18 protein-coding genes are annotated in these 16,934 nt (G+C 36.0%); 13 read left to right on the top strand and 5 right to left on the bottom strand.

Features of this window, described 5'->3' with window-relative positions:
• Positions 1-25 precede the first annotated feature (25 nt).
• Genes D1013_RS17715 through D1013_RS17700 form a run of 4 tightly spaced genes read left to right on the top strand, consistent with a single transcriptional unit; the run spans position 26 to position 3,844 of the window.
• Positions 26-721 carry an SGNH/GDSL hydrolase family protein gene (locus D1013_RS17715; protein ID WP_162987943.1) on the top strand — a complete coding sequence of 232 codons (696 nt, stop codon included), beginning with the start codon at positions 26-28 and terminating at the stop codon, positions 719-721.
• The gene (locus tag D1013_RS17710; protein ID WP_121850091.1) at positions 711-1,556 is read left to right on the top strand and encodes a sialate O-acetylesterase; all 846 of its coding nucleotides are present in this window, start codon (positions 711-713) and stop codon (positions 1,554-1,556) included. The genes D1013_RS17715 and D1013_RS17710 overlap by 11 nt, the downstream gene beginning before the upstream one ends.
• A gap of 8 nt (positions 1,557-1,564) precedes the next feature.
• A complete protein-coding gene (locus D1013_RS17705) occupies positions 1,565-3,262 on the top strand; it encodes a GMC oxidoreductase (RefSeq protein ID WP_121850090.1) in 1,698 nt (565 codons plus the stop codon).
• Between the two features lie 6 nt (positions 3,263-3,268).
• Positions 3,269-3,844, top strand: a complete 576-nt coding sequence (locus D1013_RS17700) for a gluconate 2-dehydrogenase subunit 3 family protein (RefSeq protein WP_121850089.1) — start codon at positions 3,269-3,271, stop codon at positions 3,842-3,844.
• Positions 3,845-3,848: 4 nt separating this feature from the next.
• Here the strand turns inward: D1013_RS17700 and D1013_RS17695 are convergent, their stop codons facing one another.
• The 4 genes from D1013_RS17695 to D1013_RS17680 all read right to left on the bottom strand — a co-directional run bounded on the left by D1013_RS17695 (position 3,849) and on the right by D1013_RS17680 (position 7,362).
• Positions 3,849-4,739, bottom strand: a complete 891-nt coding sequence (locus D1013_RS17695; RefSeq protein ID WP_121850088.1) for an SdiA-regulated domain-containing protein — start codon at positions 4,737-4,739, stop codon at positions 3,849-3,851.
• A gap of 95 nt (positions 4,740-4,834) precedes the next feature.
• Entirely contained in the window at positions 4,835-5,290 is a 456-nt protein-coding gene (locus tag D1013_RS17690) for a PepSY-like domain-containing protein (protein ID WP_162987942.1), read from the bottom strand.
• Between the two features lie 86 nt (positions 5,291-5,376).
• A complete protein-coding gene (locus tag D1013_RS17685) occupies positions 5,377-6,645 on the bottom strand; it encodes a sensor histidine kinase (protein ID WP_121850086.1) in 1,269 nt (422 codons plus the stop codon).
• A gap of 36 nt (positions 6,646-6,681) precedes the next feature.
• A complete protein-coding gene (locus tag D1013_RS17680) occupies positions 6,682-7,362 on the bottom strand; it encodes a response regulator transcription factor (RefSeq protein WP_121850085.1) in 681 nt (226 codons plus the stop codon).
• Positions 7,363-7,490: 128 nt separating this feature from the next.
• Between D1013_RS17680 and D1013_RS17675 the strand changes: the two genes are divergently transcribed.
• Positions 7,491-7,937 (top strand): PepSY-like domain-containing protein, encoded by a 447-nt coding sequence (locus tag D1013_RS17675; RefSeq protein ID WP_121850084.1) that lies wholly within the window; start codon positions 7,491-7,493, stop codon positions 7,935-7,937.
• Positions 7,938-8,274: 337 nt separating this feature from the next.
• Here D1013_RS17675 and D1013_RS17670 read toward each other — a convergent pair whose 3' ends face one another.
• Entirely contained in the window at positions 8,275-9,372 is a 1,098-nt protein-coding gene (locus D1013_RS17670) for an HNH endonuclease (RefSeq protein ID WP_121850083.1), read from the bottom strand.
• Positions 9,373-9,519: 147 nt separating this feature from the next.
• On the opposite strand from D1013_RS17670, the gene D1013_RS17665 reads away from it, so the two are divergent.
• From D1013_RS17665 to D1013_RS17630, 8 genes are all read left to right on the top strand, one after another.
• Positions 9,520-10,224, top strand: coding sequence for a hypothetical protein (locus D1013_RS17665; RefSeq protein WP_121850082.1), 705 nt, complete (start codon positions 9,520-9,522; stop codon positions 10,222-10,224).
• Positions 10,215-10,781, top strand: coding sequence for a hypothetical protein (locus D1013_RS17660; RefSeq protein ID WP_121850081.1), 567 nt, complete (start codon positions 10,215-10,217; stop codon positions 10,779-10,781). Before D1013_RS17665 ends, D1013_RS17660 begins: the two co-directional genes overlap by 10 nt.
• 15 nt (positions 10,782-10,796) lie before the next feature.
• A complete protein-coding gene (locus D1013_RS17655) occupies positions 10,797-11,774 on the top strand; it encodes a ComEC/Rec2 family competence protein (RefSeq protein ID WP_121850080.1) in 978 nt (325 codons plus the stop codon).
• A gap of 250 nt (positions 11,775-12,024) precedes the next feature.
• The gene (locus D1013_RS17650; protein ID WP_121850079.1) at positions 12,025-13,098 is read left to right on the top strand and encodes a tyrosine-type recombinase/integrase; all 1,074 of its coding nucleotides are present in this window, start codon (positions 12,025-12,027) and stop codon (positions 13,096-13,098) included.
• Entirely contained in the window at positions 13,095-13,904 is an 810-nt protein-coding gene (locus D1013_RS17645) for a hypothetical protein (protein WP_121850078.1), read from the top strand. The genes D1013_RS17650 and D1013_RS17645 overlap by 4 nt, the downstream gene beginning before the upstream one ends.
• Before the next feature lie 114 nt (positions 13,905-14,018).
• Positions 14,019-14,261 carry a helix-turn-helix transcriptional regulator gene (locus D1013_RS17640; RefSeq protein WP_121850077.1) on the top strand — a complete coding sequence of 81 codons (243 nt, stop codon included), beginning with the start codon at positions 14,019-14,021 and terminating at the stop codon, positions 14,259-14,261.
• Positions 14,258-15,280, top strand: coding sequence for a protein rep (locus D1013_RS17635; protein WP_121850076.1), 1,023 nt, complete (start codon positions 14,258-14,260; stop codon positions 15,278-15,280). The genes D1013_RS17640 and D1013_RS17635 overlap by 4 nt, the downstream gene beginning before the upstream one ends.
• 37 nt (positions 15,281-15,317) lie before the next feature.
• Positions 15,318-16,934: a type I restriction-modification system subunit M gene (locus D1013_RS17630; protein ID WP_121850075.1), complete on the top strand. Its 1,617-nt coding sequence runs from the start codon at positions 15,318-15,320 to the stop codon at positions 16,932-16,934.

Below are 16,934 nucleotides of genomic sequence, written 5' to 3'. Positions count from 1 at the left end.
AACTTCATTTATTTTAATTTTTCTCATGTTTTCTAACAACCTCAGTTCACAAATTGTTGAGTTCATTAATGCCGGTGTTTCTGGTAACACTACCACCGATTTGATTAAGCGACAATCAAAGATTTTTGATTATGATCCAGATTGGGTGATCTTGATGGTAGGTACGAACGATATGTTGAATTCTCGTAAGTTAGAGAGTTATGCATCCTATGAAAGAAAATTAAAACATATCGTTTCTCGATTTAAAAAGCAGAAGGTGAAGGTCGTTTTAGTCAGTCCGCCAACAGTAGATAGCAAATATCTTTTTAAGAGGCACGATAAAGAAAAATTGCTTGATGAGCCGAACGATAAGCTGGTTTTTGTTAAAAGATTGATGGAGAAACTAGCCGATAAATCTTCGGTCTATTTTGTTGATGTTTTTGGAGCCTTTAAGTCTTTGGGTTTACCTGAGCATAACAAAGATGAATATATCATGAACGTGGTAAACAGCGGTTATGAAGATGGGGTGCATCCTACCCCAAAAGGTTATCAACTTATAGCTCAAACTATTGATAGTTCTTTAAAATACCAAGAAGTGGTTCTTAGTGGTACCGTAGTGTGTTTTGGTGACTCGATAACCTTTGGGCAAGGGGTTGTTGGTGAGGGAACTGTGGAAGGAAAGACTTATCCCGCCCTTTTAAGGGAAATTTTGAAAAATGAAAATATTTTAAATGAAAAGTAAGATTCAAAAAATAAGTTTTTTCGCCGTTGCCATTCTCATTTTCTCCGTTTTAGCTTGTAAGGATAGCAAGAACAGGGTAAAGGAAAATAAAAATGTAGAGGTAGAAGCGGAAAGCAACCAAGAACCCAAGTTGATTGTCTTGGCGGGGCAATCGAATATGGTCGGGGTAGGCAATCGAACAGAAGGAAAATTACCTAGTGAGCTGCCTAAAATTACATATGTCAATCACGGTAAGAGTTCAAGTTTAAAACCTGCAGGCACCAATTCTTTTGGCCCTGATTGGGGGGTGATGAAAGCATTGTCTTCCAGTTTTCCGAATGAAGAATTTATTGTCTACAAATATGCGGTGGGCGGATCATCACTATATGATTGGTGGCCCGAGCAAGACGCTGATAGGGTGTCGGAAATGGGTCATCCTAAATTCGGGAATCTTCATGATAGTTTGGTCAAGTACATTCCGAAGGGTAAAGATGGCAAAACAATGATTCCCGATGCTTTTTTATGGATACAAGGTGAAACCGATGCTAGGTTCTCTCAAGCTGGAGAGGAATATTTCTCAGGTTTTAGCGATTTGATATCCTCATTCAAAAAATCAAGTAAAAATGACCAACTACCGGTCATTATAGGCCAAATAAATCCTCCCACAGAGCGATATCCCGCTGCGGTGGCGGTCATGGAAGCACAACAAAGAGCGGCTACGGAGTTGCCTAACACCTATATGATTACTACGGAAGGCATCGCTAAGCGAGACGATAACCTACATTATAATACGGAGGGACAAATAGAATTGGGGCGAAGGTTTGGTGAAAAATTGGTCGAATTGCTTAAAAAATAATAGCACTAATGAATATCAACGGAGTTTATAAAGAGAAGAATACCTATGATGCGATTGTTATCGGGTCTGGTATTAGTGGTGGATGGGCGGCTAAAGAGCTCACAGAAAAAGGTTTGAAAACCTTAGTGCTCGAACGCGGTAGAATGGTAGAGCATATAAAGGATTATACCACGGCACATAAGGCTATTTGGGAGTTTCCGCATCGAAATAAAATCCCCAGAAACGTGCGGGAAGAAAACCCTATTGTTAGCAGATGTTATGCATTTAGGGAGGCAACGGAGAATTACTTTGTAAAGGATGATGAACACCCTTATGAACAAGAAAAGCCTTTTGATTGGATCAAAGGGTATCAGGTAGGTGGTAAATCGCTGATGTGGGCGAGACATACGCAAAGGTGGAGCGACCTTGATTTTGAAGCTAATGCTAAAGAAGGGGTAGCGGTCGATTGGCCGATTCGATACAAAGATTTGGCTCCGTGGTACAGCTACGTCGAAAAATTTGCGGGAATCAGTGGTAATAGAGATGGTCTCGACCAGATACCGGATGGTGAGTTTTTGCCGCCTATGGAAATGAATTGTTTAGAAAAGCACGTCAAGGGTGAGATGAAAAGTAAATTTCCGGAACGTGATTTGGTTATTTCGAGAACGGCCAATTTAACCGAAGGTAAAAAGGGTAGGGGCCCCTGCCAACATAGAGACCTCTGCAAACGTGGTTGTCCGTTTGGTGGATATTTTAGTAGCAATTCAGCGACCTTGCCGGCAGCAAAAGAAACGGGTAATCTTGAAATGAAGGTGAATTCGGTGGTACATTCCATTCTTATCGACCCTGTTTCGAGTAAGGCAACAGGGGTGCGGGTTATCGATACCCATACCAAAGAAGTAAGCGAATATTACGCAAAGATTATTTTCTTGAATGCGGCTACCCTAAACTCAACATTGGTGTTGTTGAATTCAACATCTGAAAGATACCCTAACGGACTTGGAAACGATAGCGGTGTTCTGGGAGAAAATCTAATGGACCATAACTATAACGCAAGGGTTCAAGGTGACTTTGACGGTTTTGAAGATCAATATTACGAAGGTAAAAGGCCTACAAGTACCTACTTACCACGGTTTAGGAATTTCAAAGGTGATAAGCAAACTGATTTTTTACGTGGTTATGCTTATTCATGTGGCGGATTTAGAACCAAGGGCACAGGTGAGCAACGTTTTCTGGTGGGCGATAGCCTAATGAACAATCTAATGCAAGTCGGCCCTTGGAAGTTTAATATGCTGGGTATGGGTGAATGTCTTCCGTACAAAGAGAACAAGGTGACTTTGAGCACTTCCAAAAAAGACCAGTGGGGCATTCCACTTTTGAATATTGATGCGGAGTACAAGGCCAACGAGCTGAATATGCAAAAAGATATGGTAAATGCTGGTATGGAGATGTTGAATGCGTTGGGTTTTAAAAATGTAAGAGACATGGGAGAAAGACGAAATTTCGGCTTGAATATTCATGAAATGGGCACAGCCAGAATGGGTCGAGATCCTAAAACATCGGTTTTAAACGGTTTCAATCAAGTTTGGGGTACTCCGAATGTATATGTAACCGATGGCGCCTGTATGACTTCTAGTGGATGTCAAAATCCTTCATTGACTTATATGGCCTTGACTGCCAGAGCTGTCGACCATGCCGTAAGTGAGCTTAACAAACAAAACCTTTAAAAAGTAATGAAAAGAAAAGACTTTCTAAGATTATCAGGTTCATTGGCCATTGGTTCGGTCACTACGGCTCCAGTATTGTTAAATAGTAGCTGTACACCACGTCCGCCTGAATTACGGACGGAAATGACCGAAAAAGACATAGCCCTTTTAAACGATATTGGGGAAACAATTTTGCCATCAACTGAGGATGTGCCCGGTGCCAAAGCGGCAAAAATAGGGGATTATATTTTTATGATGTATTCCGATATGATGAAGGAAGATGATAAGTTGCTTTTGGTGGATGGATTAAACCGCATCGATACCGATAGCTATGAGCTTTTTAAGAACGATTTTGTGAATTTGGAAAAAGATAAAAAAGAGTTTTTAGTTCAAGGCTATCAAAATGAGGCCTTGGTTACGGGTCAACAAAAATCGGCTGGGTTAAAAACGGAAGACCACTTTTTCAACTTGATCAAGGGGTTGACGCTTTCAGGTTATTTTAGTTCAGAAGTGGGTATGACGCAGGCTCGGGTTTATGTGCCCATACCAGGTAAATTTATAGGTTGTGTGCCTCTCAAGGATGGTCAAAAGCCATGGGCCTAAAAGTTTAATCCCTGTCGTTCAATTGTAGTTGAGTGATAATACCTAGGCCATCACCTTTTCCCTCACTGCTAATAAACAAGATACCTTCTTCATTAAAAGTGATACCTTCCGGTTGGGGAAACATGGCTTTTTCCAAAAAGTAGGCATTTTTTAAATGACCATCACGGTCAATGATGAGTAGTTTTGGGCGTACCCCTTCAAGTACGTAATATTCGCCTGTAATCGGGTGTATGGCCATATCAGATGGCCGAAAAGTTTTGTGCTTTTTATTATCTCGAAATCTTTTCAATACCGGGTCATTCATGGCTATGGTAAATACAGGCTGCCGGTTCAATTCATGAGTTTCAAGAGAGTATGAATAGATGCCTTTGCCTTCTTCAGAGCCCAGGTCATGGTCTTTCGGAGCAAGCAACAAGCGGTTGTTCGTAGGGTCAATTTCTAGACTCTCAATATTGTTCTTTTCGCTGAACGGGGTTTTATAGGTAGAAACCTGAAAGTTAGGCTTTTTAAAATTCTTGATTTCTGTAATAACCCCATCGCTTGTAACTACATAAGCATCGTCATTTTTGATGGTCAGGCCTTCATAATCGCCATTTTCTCCAAACTCTATTTGATTCTCAATTAATTTTGTCTCAAGGTTATAGATGAAAATGATACCATCTTCATCTTGTATGGCGGCCATAAGATGATTGTCTAGCCAAACTATGCCGGAAACCTCCCGTAGTTCTTCGGGCAAATTCCATCTTTTGGTGATTTTATACGACACATTATTTTCCCTTGGTGCTGGCAACCAATCTTTAAAAGCCCAAAAGCCTAGGGCGGTGCAGATTAGAATTGCCAGCACAGTATAAATTTTTACTTTACGCATATCAAGGGTGCCACATTCAGAAGTCATGGTTGCAATTAATTTTACTTTATGCAATTAAAGTAGGGGTCAAATCTGTAAGTAATTGGTAATTATACTTCTGAGGATTAAACAAGAAGCAACTTTTATTGAAAATAGGTCACCTCGGAATTGATTTCGCCATCTTCCTGAAAAACCAAATAAATGTCTTGTGGTTCATTTTCAAGTTCTACCTGATAGTAGGTCTGGGTGCCAATTTTGAGAACTTCGCTGTCATCTAGTCGATTGTTAGGGTAATCGGTAGATAGTTTTGATGTTACTTCAGCAGGAAGTTCAGTAGCGACAATATCGTATTTGTATTGTTCAATGGAGCCATCGGAAGCTATCAAAGCCTTATGGTCAATAGTTTCAATATCAAACTCGACTTCATACTTATTGTTTTTAGCTTCCCACTCAATATCGGTAGCATTCGGAAATGTTTGATTGAAAGTGGCATCTACGGCCTGAGGTACTTCATTGGCGTTGATGTCATCGTCATCACTACAGCTCACGATTGAAAGGGCCAAAAGGGAAAGGCCCCAAAAGAAATTCTTAATGTTCATAACCATTTTTTAAAATTATGGTGCAAACATCCAATAGAATCCTGAAAAGATTCTGGAACTTTTTCCATCTGAAAAAAAGAAGTTGGTTAGGGAAAAATAATGGCAAATTCATGTTGCCCTGAAAAATGATAGGTCAGGTTCAGCTGGTATCGGTCGGTAATGGCTTTTGAGATGGCCAGACCTAACCCTGTAGAGCTTTTGTTCGATGAATTTTTACTGAAACGTTTGAATATCATTTCAGGGTTTAAAGCCTTGTTCTCACCGATGTTCTTGATTGTTATGCTATTTCTGGCGACTTCTATCTTTACTTGACTTTTTTTGTCGGAATGAATGACCGCATTTTTGATGAGGTTAAGCATTAAAATTTCAGAAAGGTCTTTGTTGATTTTGAAATCGATTTGCTCTTTTTCATCCACATAAATAGCAACACCCCGATGCACTGCAAAATCCTCTAAATTTTCTACAGTTCTGTGGATGACTTCATTAAAAGAAACACGTTCTTCTTCGATGTATTGGTCATTGTCGATTTTAGAGAGCAACAAAAGTGATTTGTTCAAACGATTAAGCCGGCCCAAACTATCAAGTACTTGGCCTACCTCTTGTGATTGAAGGTCGGTAAGTTCGTTTTTCTCCACTAAAAGCTCCAATTTGTTAATGGATATCGCTAACGGAGTTTGTAGTTCGTGTGCAGCGTTTTCTATAAATTGTTTCTGAACCAGGTAACTTTTTCTAGATTTCTCGGTAAGTTTTTCAACACTTAAATTCAATAGCCTGAATTCATCGATGCTGGTCGGTTTAGTTTTTATAGGCTCATCTTTTTCAATTCTAAAGTTTTTAAGATGCCCGATCAGGTCGTAGAAAGGCTTCCAAATCTTTCTGAAAATTAAATTATTGAGCAGTAAGATGCTTGAAATCAACAATAGGTAGAGAACAATAAGGTATTTGACCAAATTCTCTATCTGATCATCTTCTTCGACCATTGAGGTGATAAGCTTTATTTTGTAGTAATCGCCTTTGTGCTCGAAAATACTTTCTAAAATACGTACTGGCTCATATTCATCTTCCACCTGCATGTACATCAGCGTGTCTCGATAACTATCGCTGTAAAAATGCTCAGATACAGGTTGGGAAGTCTTCTTTATAGTGTAATTGTTGACCCCGAATTCAGTGTCAAAAAGTAGACTAGGGTCTTCTCGAACAGCCTGTAGAATGAGTTCTTTTTGGTTTTCGAGTCCGTCATCAAGACTGTCATAAACCTCGTCTAACATGGCAAAATAAAAAACTACCGCCCATATCGAGATGAGAATGATCAAAAGAATAGAAAAGTATTTCGTGGTATGGTTAAGTAGTTTCATGAAATTGATCTGACTTTCGTTTCGGTTATCGGTAAGCTATTGAATATCTTTTAGTTTGTAACCAACACCATAGACAGCTTCAATCATTATGGTTGCCTTTTCGTCTGAAAGTTTTTTACGTAAATTTTTCATCTGGGAATATATAAAATCAAAACTATCCGATTGATCGATGTGATCTCCCCAAACATGTTCGGCCAAGGCAGATTTGGTGACCAAACGTTGACGGTTAGAGATAAGGTACATGAGAATGTCATATTCTTTTCGGTTTAGGTTGAGTACCTGTTCGTTGATGTATACCGTTCTATTTTCGGGTCTAACACTAACATTACCGAATTCGATAATATTCGATCCTTCAAAATTTCGCCGACGAATAATAGCTTTCACCCTCGCATTGAGTTCTGCCATATGAAAGGGTTTGGGCAAATAGTCATCGGCTCCTAAATCAAGGCCTTTCAATCGGTCTTCTAAAGAGTCTTTGGCAGAAACAACGATGACACCTTCTTCTTTGCCCATCTTTTTTAGTTCTTGAAGAAGTTCAAGACCGTTACCATCGGGCAACGTAATGTCTAATAAAATGCAATCATAATCGTAGCCCCCAATTTTGTCAATGGCCGAAAGGTAATTATCGGCAGTTTCAACACGGTAGTGCTCCCTCTCAAGACTACTCTTCATATTCTCCAACATTTGGGGCTCATCTTCTACAATCAATATTTTCATCGACTAAGTTTTCTACATAAATATAACGGAAATCTAAAATGAAATGGGAATCGCCCCAGATTCTGCGATTACTAATTCCTTACAGTTTTTGCTTTTAAACTTGCCATGAAATCAAAAATAGAAAGATCATGAAGCACACTGTAAAGTTAAGTCTAATGTCATTATGTCTATGCACAGCGTTGGTCAGTGCGCAAGAAATTGCCCATAACAGTAATATCGTCGATGTAAGGGCGCTATTCAATGCAAAGTACCCTAATGCACATGATGTAGAGTGGGAGCGAACTGCATTCGGTTACGAGGTAGAGTTCGAGATAGGTCGAAAAGACCATGAAATATGGTACAACGAAAATGGGGTTGAACTGAAAAGTAAAGAAGATATAGGCAAGAACGAGTTGCCTGCAGCCGTAATGGAGAATATTACTTCAAATTATAAGGATTTTAGAATAGAATCTGCCGAATTGCTCATCAATGACGGAACGAAGTCGTATAAAGTTGAGGTGGAAAAAGGCTGGGATTTTGAAAAGGATTTATTTTTTGACGAAAAAGGAACACTTTTAAAAGAGATTGATGATTAACCAGTAAGTTTAGCGTTAATTGGTTTGTGGAGAAGGGTCTTGACCAAGTCAAGACCTTTTGCATTTTATAAGTTTTGTATATCCAAAATTTGCGGGCTGTACCAAGAATGAGATTGATAGAATTAAAAAACCTTCAAAATCATATGATTAAGAGGGTTTTTGTACTCGAGGCGGGATTATTTATTTCAATTTTATTCAATAAATCAATTCTTCTTTCTACTGTTTGAGCTCTGGACAATTGTATCAAAGAAACCAATAATGGAAATAGAAAGATTACTCTGTTAATTTTGATTAAATTATATGAATAAATATTGAACTATAAAGGATAAGTGTTATTTCAATTTTCTTTTTTGATTCTTGGTATTTTTTTAAAAAGACCTTCTTCTATTTTTAGACGATTGGTTCCATGATGAATTTCTCTGTGACAATTAGGGCATAGTGCAATAGTATTCTCAATTGTATCTGAACCACCTTTTGAAAGTGCTTTAATATGATGAACTTCCAGAAAGAATTCTCCCTGATCAGTATTAAATGGAGCGTCTTTATTGCATACTTCACATATACCATTGGAATTTTGCAAAACCCACGCTTTTACGAAAGGATTTCGTTGAAAATAATTTAACGTAGTTAATGTTCTATCGGGATTCAGGTTACCAATGGGAGCATTAATTGGTCCACTCTTTAAAATTTCAACAACCTGATTTTCAAATTTCCTATGAACCTTTCCAAGGTCTTCAACATTATTGTTTTCTGGGTGACCATGCTCCATCCAACGTTTCCAGGATTCAGGGGCTTTGAGATTATTATTTTTGGTTGGATTCCAGGATTTTCTATCATAAATCCATGACCAGTCGAACTGGTTATTTTCTAAATCTATAAGTTTAATGTCATAGCAATAATTAGCAAAAAATTTTCCCTCCGTTGTTTTTTGTTGAATCAATTGGTAATTGTATAAATATCCCACTCCAATAAATTTTCTGTATCCCTTACTTTGCCTGCCCACTTTGCAATGCTGGAAAATAATTATGGGAGGGGCCTCGATTCTTTTGGCCCTATCATTTGATAAATAATTTTCGGCCATCGAAACCATCTTTTGATTTCCAGTTTGAGGTTCTTTTGGTAAACTTTCTAAAGGATGTTTTCCAGGTGTTTTATTATCGCCAAAATAATGAACTCTAGACTTTTCTATGTTGATTTCATCTTCCCATGGTTTTCTTTCCTTATTTTTTAATAAGGGATTAGATGACAAAATTATTGCTGGACAGATTTCGTTTTTATTTTTAAACCAAAACATTGGCCTGAAAAGATTGATTGCCTCTCCTTCGACCCCGTTCGATGTAATATGTCTAAGATTTAGGTGGCCCTCATCAGTATATTTAATATTTTCCTTAAATTTCGTAGTTGCTTTAGTAATTTGTCCAATACTTAATTTCATTTATTAGGTTATTGTTACATTGGTTATGAATTCCTCATTGTAATATTAATTATTAGGTTTGGTCATTCAATCTTTCTAATTAAACCATTGAATTGAGTAATGTTCGAATATAATTTTTTATTTACTAATATTAATTAAGTAGGACGTATGTACTTCAATCCTGTCATGCAATTTGAAATTAGGTTTACGCGAATCATAGATTTTCCCAAAAGCGTATATGATGAAATATCTCCATTTGCCGGTTTGTCCACCACAATAGAAATTGCAAACGAGTTATCTAGTAAGGATTGCATGATTTCCTTATTATTTGCTGACGATTTTACTGAAATACATATCAAGTGGGATAGGGTGTTTTTCAAATGCACAACTCATAAAGATGATTGGTTAAAGAACAATAACTTTGTAGAGGAACCTTTTTTAAATTTATTTAAACGTTTAAAAGCCTCCAAGAACTTTGGAAAGATTAGCAATATTTTATTTCTGGGAGTTTTTGTTGAGGACGCAAGTGGAAAGGATTTAAATATTGAAAGAATCAATAAGAATTTTGCTGAGAAATACTTAACTGAAACATGTGCCAATGGTGTTTTAAAAGGCTTCTCTGATGTTGGAATAGTATTTGACAAGAAAGAAAGTACATCTGAAGTAAATGTCCAATTCGGTCCATATAAAGGTTTGGAAGATTTAAAAAAACTTGGATTTGAAACTAAGGATATGGTATTAGCAGAGAAAATTTCAAAACCTTCTCAAATAATGAAATATAAATATTTGCAACTAACAGATAGTTTAAATTTTGCCAAGTTTAAATCAATCTATCAAGCTGCAGTAAAAATTGTTGATAGTCAATGGAAATAATTAGAGAAACTAAATCCGAAGAAAGTCTCGACATTAATCAATTTATTGATATGAGTGGTATCACCTTCGAGAATTTCAATTTTAAAGATGATTTCAAAAGTATTAAAAATGTATTCGATAATGCTCTTTCCAGTTTTAGTGAGCCTCTAACTATAGATTTTGATAAATTCAAGGAGGAATCCCAATTTAAGGATTTATATCTTACTGAGAGTAAATTAAAACTTAGGGGATTTGTTGAAAATGAAGAATGGACAACCAAAATCTCAATACAATCCAGGGTTGTTGAAATTGATAACTCCCAAATTAAATGTGATTGTCTCGTTGACCAAACTGAAAGGGTTTTTGAATTAAGAATATTTGATAAATCGTTGTTTGATCATATTGAAACATTGAGTGTTGGGTCTCCTATTCTACTTAAAATTTATTCGAAACCTGGTTCAAGTAGAATAGATGTTTTGGATGGAGAAAAAATTGTAGATGATAGTCTATTTGATCTAGGAGATGTTTATTCTAATATTGAAGGGAAGGGATTGGACAAACCCTTTTTTAAACCTTAAACGTTAAATCTAAAAATGTACAAAATCACCTTCAAAAATGTGGGTCAAGGTGATTCTATCATCATTGAATGGTTAGAGGGATCACATTGGAAAGTAGGTGTTGTAGATTGTAATAAGTATTATGGTAACCCTGTACTTGAGCATATAATCAACGAAGGTTATAATGAGTTAGAATTTGTAATATTATCCCATCCACATGATGATCATTTCTCTGGGATTCTGGAATTATTAGAGAAATGTCGCGATAATAATATTAGTATTAAAACTTTTCTCCACACCTGTAAGTTAACAAGAGAATTTCTTGATTCTTGTTCAAAATCGGTGACTAGTAGAAAGAAACTTGTTAAGATATTTGAATTTCTACTTAAATATTCCGGTTCTTTAGGTGTTCAAACTGGAACAATCGAAGCAGGTATATTCGAAAATGTTATTAAATTAAACTCAAATAGTTATTTAGAGTTCTTTTCCCCTTTCCATGTCGATTACGTTAATTTCGCAGCAAGTAGAAAATACGATGTCGCTTTTGAAAAGAGTGGCAATAATAATGAAGCCAACAAACTTTCAACGATTATAAATATTCAATTAGCAGAAGGCCATATATTATTAACATCTGATGCCCCAAAATATAACTTAACAAGGGTTGATGACAAATTTAAAGGTAAAATTTCTGGATCTCTATTTGTGGGGCAAAGCGCTCATCATGGGTCTCCAAAAAACCACAGTAAAATATTTTGGAATAAAAGAGCAAAAAATGATCAATCAAAAATCGTTTTTTCTGTCGGTGAAAATGGACACAAACATCCGGATGAAAATGTGGTTAAATATTTTATTGACAAAGGTTATATTGTGCATTCTACTAATACGGTTGGACCTTTTTCTTCTATGAATGGAAAAGGAAAGAAATCTTCACTTCTTGATAGCTTTAGTACTTTAGTGCCTCAAAAAGTAAATAATAATCTTCAAGGTGATCAAGTATTCGAATTCACCTCTTAACGAGGATTATCTGAGGGTAAATTAAAAAACCCTTCAAAATCAAATGATTAAGAAGGGTTTTTGTACTCGAGGCGAGTACATAACCTAGAAAGTAAAAGAAAAAATATACTACTTAAAAGCATAGATAATCAGTAATTTACATCTTTTCCTTTTTCCTTTTTAATCTTTAGTTTTCTTATTTTAGTGGTATTATTTGTTACTATTTTGTTACTGGTAAGAAAATTTCGCAAATTCAGAAATCGTATTTATTATGAGTGTTAAACTAAGAGAAAGGAATTTGGCTAAAGGCCGTAAGCGGTATTATTTAGATATCTATCACAATGGGATAAGGAGTTATGAGTGGTTACATCTGGTTGAAAAAGGAGATGACAAAATTCAAAAGAGAGAGTTAGCTCAGAATATTAGAGCTGCAAGAGCTTTGGAATTAGAGAGTGAAGGGACAAACTTTATACCAAGACACAAAAAAAAGGTCACAATTTCTAAGTACATTGAAAGCTACTTGGCTAACTATAAGTTAAGAGATATAAGAAGTATCAAGAATGCATTAAATAAATTCCAACAGTACTTGAAAGAGGAAAAAGGGAAGCCAAATCTCACAATGAGTGGATTAAACAAGCTCTATATAGAAGGTTTTAGAGAATATTTGCTTTATAGGGCTGGATTGAACGGCGAAACACCTTATAGTTATTGGAAACGGTTTAAGAAGGTTTTAATCCATGCCGAAAAGCAAGGTTATTTAAAAGAATCGGTTTATAAAGGAGTAAAATGGGAATCTAAAAATAAAAAAGCTGAAAAAACTCTTGTAAAGCAGATTCTCACTGAAGAGGAGATCCAAATTTTAAAAAATACCTATTGCGGGAATGATGCAGTAAAAAGGGCATTTTTGTTTGCCTGTTATTCAGGTTTAGGATATTCGGAGTTTAAGAGGTTGAAGTGGCATCACATTACTAACCATAGGCTAATTATAAATAGAAGTAAAGTTGATAGTTCTGAAATTAATATTCAACTTAGTGCTTCTGCTATGGAATTATTGGGGGAGGAAAACGGGCAGAACGAATTAATTTTTAATCTGAAACATAAGGGCAAATTCCTATCTGAAGTGGCTATAAAAAAGAACCTTACTGCAATGATGAAGCGTGCTAACATAAATAAGAATATTACTTTTTATTGCGGAAGGCACACATTTGCGGTAAGATTGCTTACAAATGGAGCCAATTTAAAAACTGTAGCTGATGCTTTAGGGCATAGTAGTACCGCCCATACAGTAAAGTATTTAAATTATGTGAACAGTATAAAGGACAATGCAACTTCAAATCTCTTATGATTAAAATAGAAAACGTTACATATAAACAACGGATTGATAATTATTTTAAAGACTTAAATGAGTTTTTAAGTAGTGGTGATGAATCAGGAGATGAAGAGATAGACTTTCTTATTCCCCAATTAGGAGGTTATATTTATGCCCTTCAAGTGTCTACTTTGAATAAAGATTTTGTTGATATGGTAAAGAGTCAACAAACCCAGTATTTTGAAGTTGGGGAAAACGCAGCTCGTATGCACGGCCTTCAGTTAAAGCTGATTTACCTTAATAACTGCAAGGTTTCACGGGATGATATTTTGGATACTGTCCAAAATTTCGATGAGCAAACTAAGAATTTCCAAACTGAAGAGATTGATTTTGTTCTCAACTCATATTTCTATACAGAAGAAGGTAAGATTTGGTTTGAAAGAAGAGAATGGATTAATTCTGTAAAGTCTTTAGCTAAATTTTGCAAGTGGTTGCATACTAGAAAGGAACAGATACTAAATGGAGAAGTGGCTTCAGATGATATTACCGATAGTTTAGATCGATTGGAGTTTAATCTAAATCAAACAGATTTAGTTCATTTCTTTGATTTGTTAGTCGATGCAGATTTGATTAAAGAGCCTGAGAATGAAGTTCACAAGACGAAAGGTGGGTTCTACGGTAAACTGGCTAAATACTTTACTGCAAAAGGTAAATCAATCAACCCTAAAAGTGCTAAAACAATTAAAGCAAATAAGGAGAATAAAGGTACTCCCTATTCGCAATCTTATTACGAAATGTTAAATAACCTCAAGAAAACAATAGAGCGAAAATTGGATATTTAGAGTTGACAGTCAACCTACTGTAAACCAACTTTCTTTCCTTTCCTTACTTTCTTTACAACGTAATTACAAATTCGGATTAGCTAATCCATCATTTATTAATTTAAAAAATGAAGGATGGAAAAGAACATCTTAAATCTTAAAGAAGCTTGTCATTATACAGGTTTCAGTAAAAGCCATTTATATAAATTAACTCATTATAGAAAGATTATTCATTATAAGCCTAATGGCAAAAATATCTTCTTCAAGAAGTCAGATTTGGAGGCCTACATGCTTAGAGGAAAAAGGGAAGCAAAGCCTGTTTTGGATATGGAAGAAAAGGCTGCAAATTACATACTCGATAAAGGCTTTGAGGAATGATATTCAATACATTAGCGGAAAACGGGACAAATAAACTGGGACAAACTTATGTGGTTCATGGCAAAGGAACTGACCTGACGGATTTGAAAGTTGTTCATTCTAGAGCTAAACGTAAGCTAATCACTCATCAAACGATTCTTAGAATGATTGATATTGCCAAGGCCGATGAAGATAAAGAAAGAGAAAAGGCTTATTGGAATACGTACCATTGCCAAAGTAACTTGGTATCTTCAAATGGAAAAGTCTACGGGAACTATTGTAAAAATAGGTATTGCACAATCTGCCTAAGTATCAGAAAAGCAGAAATAATAAACAAGTATTATCCAGTAATCGCAAATTGGGATGATCCTCATTTTGTAACAATTACAGTTAAGTCCTGTAAGGAGCATCAACTAAGAGCATACTTTAAAAATATAAAGTCGACATTCACTAAAATAGTCAATAAGTACAAGAAACGAGAACAGCGAGGCACAGGGGAGAAATTAATTGGAATAAAATCTATGGAAGCCAATTTTAATCCAAATAAGAAAACCTATAATCCACATTTTCATATTTTGGTCGCGAACAAAAATATGGCTGAAATAATTGTAAAGGAATGGAGTATGAGAGCCAAACCAAACAAAGTGAACCTTAAAGGCCAAAAAATCAAAAAAGTATGGGACTTAGAAAAGAATCTTATTGAAATAATTAAATATGGCAGTAAAATTTTTACAGAACCCCATATAAAGGCAAAAGCCAAAGAAACAGATTCGCATATTATTTATGCTAAAGGATTGGACACCATTTTTAAAGCGATGAAGGGGCAGCGAATTTTTGACAGATTCGGTTTTAATCTTCCCCCAGAAATTGCAGAATCTATACAATCACAAAAAATATTGACCAATTTCAAACAATGGGAATATATTCCAGAAGTGGCCGATTGGGTTAATGTCAACTCTTGGGAAAAACTAGCTGACTATACACCCCCATCGCACCTTGTCGCCTTACTAGATAACAACATAAACAAAACACTTTCATAAAGCCTTATATTTGAATTGGAACTAACCGAAAATATTCATGTCAGAAGACCATAAAAAGCAATTGGAGCAACAGCTCTGGAATATAGCCAACACACTTAGAGGCAAAATGAATGCAGATGAATTTAGAGACTACATCTTAGGCTTTATTTTCTACAAGTATTTAGCAGAGAAAATGGAAAATTATGCAAATTCTATTTTACAACCCGATGGCCTACAGTTTACAGATATAGACGAAAACACCCTAGAAGGACAAGAATACATAGAAGCTATTCGAGAGGAAGCATTAGAAAAGCTAGGTTACTTCTTAAAGCCATCAGAGTTGTTTTCTGCAATTGCAAAAAGAGGGAATCACAATGCAGAAGAAACGTCTTTAGAACAAGCGGCAGACACTACAGAAACCTACAATACCAAGCATAATTTTATTCTGGAGGATTTACAAAAAATCCTAAACAACGTGCAAAACAGTACAATGGGTACAGAGAGTGAAGAAGATTTCGATAACCTCTTTGAGGATTTGGATTTAAACTCTACCAAATTAGGTAAAACACCAGAGGCGCGAAACGAAGTTATTGCTAAAGTATTAGCGCACTTAGATAAAATAGACTTTCAGTTAGACCAAACCGAATTAGATGTGTTGGGTGATGCCTACGAATATTTGATTGGAAAGTTTGCAAGTGGCGCTGGTAAAAAGGCAGGTGAATTTTATACACCACAAGAAGTAAGTATGGTTTTGGCGAAGTTAGTAACCACAGGAAAACATAAACTAAAATCGGTGTACGACCCAACCTGTGGTAGTGGTTCTTTGTTATTACGAGTTGCAAAAGAAGTTGAGGAAGTGAATAACTTTTACGGTCAAGAATTAAACCGTACTACTTACAACTTAGCACGCATGAATATGATTCTGCACGGTGTGCATTATCGTAAGTTTGATATTAAGCAAGAAGACACCTTAGAGCATCCACAACACTTAGAACATCGTTTTGAAGCTATTGTAGCCAACCCACCGTTTTCTGCAAAATGGAGTGCCAATCAACTCTTTATGAGCGATGATAGATTTAGCCAATATGGTAAGTTAGCACCAAGCAGTAAAGCCGATTTTGCTTTTGTTCAGCATATGGTACACCATTTAGCGGAGAACGGACAAATGGCAGTGGTTTTACCACACGGTGCATTATTTAGAGGTTCTGCAGAAGGGAATATAAGGGAATATTTGATTAAAGAAAAAAACTATCTGGATGCTGTTATAGGCTTACCAGCCAATATTTTTTACGGTACGAGTATACCCACTTGTATTTTGGTGTTTAAAAAATGTAAAGAGCATCCTAACGATATTTTATTTATAGATGCCAGCGAACATTACGAGAAGGTAAAAACACAAAACATCTTAACTCAAGCGCATATAGATAAAATTGTAACTATTTATAGAGAACGTAAAACTGAAGAGAAATACAGTTATGTCGCACCAATAATTGAAGTAGCTGAGAACGAATACAACTTAAATATACCACGTTATGTAGATACGTTTGAAGAGGAAGAACCTGTCGATATTGAGGCGGTGGCAACTGAAGTAGAAAGTTTAAATGCAAAGTTGAAAGAAAACGAAACCCTAATAGCTTCATTTTGTAAAGAACTAAATATTAAAACACCGTTTTAA

The organism is Euzebyella marina, from assembly GCF_003687485.1.
GTDB classification, from domain to species: domain Bacteria; phylum Bacteroidota; class Bacteroidia; order Flavobacteriales; family Flavobacteriaceae; genus Euzebyella; species Euzebyella marina.
The sequence above is the reverse complement of the archived record's forward strand: the minus strand, read 5'-3'. Positions and strand labels throughout refer to the sequence as shown.

Excerpts from the sequence above, each read along its gene's own strand:
- D1013_RS17660 (WP_121850081.1), top strand. The coding sequence starts at position 10,215 with ATGGAAATAATTAGAGAAACTAAATCCGAAGAAAGTCTCGACATTAAT.
- D1013_RS17700 (WP_121850089.1), top strand. The coding sequence starts at position 3,269 with ATGAAAAGAAAAGACTTTCTAAGATTATCAGGTTCATTGGCCATTGGT.
- D1013_RS17680 (WP_121850085.1), bottom strand. The coding sequence starts at position 7,362 with ATGAAAATATTGATTGTAGAAGATGAGCCCCAAATGTTGGAGAATATG.
- D1013_RS17685 (WP_121850086.1), bottom strand. The coding sequence starts at position 6,645 with ATGAAACTACTTAACCATACCACGAAATACTTTTCTATTCTTTTGATC.
- D1013_RS17670 (WP_121850083.1), bottom strand. The coding sequence starts at position 9,372 with ATGAAATTAAGTATTGGACAAATTACTAAAGCAACTACGAAATTTAAG.
- D1013_RS17640 (WP_121850077.1), top strand. The coding sequence starts at position 14,019 with ATGGAAAAGAACATCTTAAATCTTAAAGAAGCTTGTCATTATACAGGT.
- D1013_RS17690 (WP_162987942.1), bottom strand. The coding sequence starts at position 5,290 with ATGAACATTAAGAATTTCTTTTGGGGCCTTTCCCTTTTGGCCCTTTCA.
- D1013_RS17645 (WP_121850078.1), top strand. The coding sequence starts at position 13,095 with ATGATTAAAATAGAAAACGTTACATATAAACAACGGATTGATAATTAT.
- D1013_RS17650 (WP_121850079.1), top strand. The coding sequence starts at position 12,025 with ATGAGTGTTAAACTAAGAGAAAGGAATTTGGCTAAAGGCCGTAAGCGG.
- D1013_RS17715 (WP_162987943.1), top strand. The coding sequence starts at position 26 with ATGTTTTCTAACAACCTCAGTTCACAAATTGTTGAGTTCATTAATGCC.
- D1013_RS17630 (WP_121850075.1), top strand. The coding sequence starts at position 15,318 with ATGTCAGAAGACCATAAAAAGCAATTGGAGCAACAGCTCTGGAATATA.
- D1013_RS17635 (WP_121850076.1), top strand. The coding sequence starts at position 14,258 with ATGATATTCAATACATTAGCGGAAAACGGGACAAATAAACTGGGACAA.
- D1013_RS17675 (WP_121850084.1), top strand. The coding sequence starts at position 7,491 with ATGAAGCACACTGTAAAGTTAAGTCTAATGTCATTATGTCTATGCACA.
- D1013_RS17695 (WP_121850088.1), bottom strand. The coding sequence starts at position 4,739 with ATGACTTCTGAATGTGGCACCCTTGATATGCGTAAAGTAAAAATTTAT.
- D1013_RS17705 (WP_121850090.1), top strand. The coding sequence starts at position 1,565 with ATGAATATCAACGGAGTTTATAAAGAGAAGAATACCTATGATGCGATT.
- D1013_RS17655 (WP_121850080.1), top strand. The coding sequence starts at position 10,797 with ATGTACAAAATCACCTTCAAAAATGTGGGTCAAGGTGATTCTATCATC.
- D1013_RS17665 (WP_121850082.1), top strand. The coding sequence starts at position 9,520 with ATGTACTTCAATCCTGTCATGCAATTTGAAATTAGGTTTACGCGAATC.
- D1013_RS17710 (WP_121850091.1), top strand. The coding sequence starts at position 711 with ATGAAAAGTAAGATTCAAAAAATAAGTTTTTTCGCCGTTGCCATTCTC.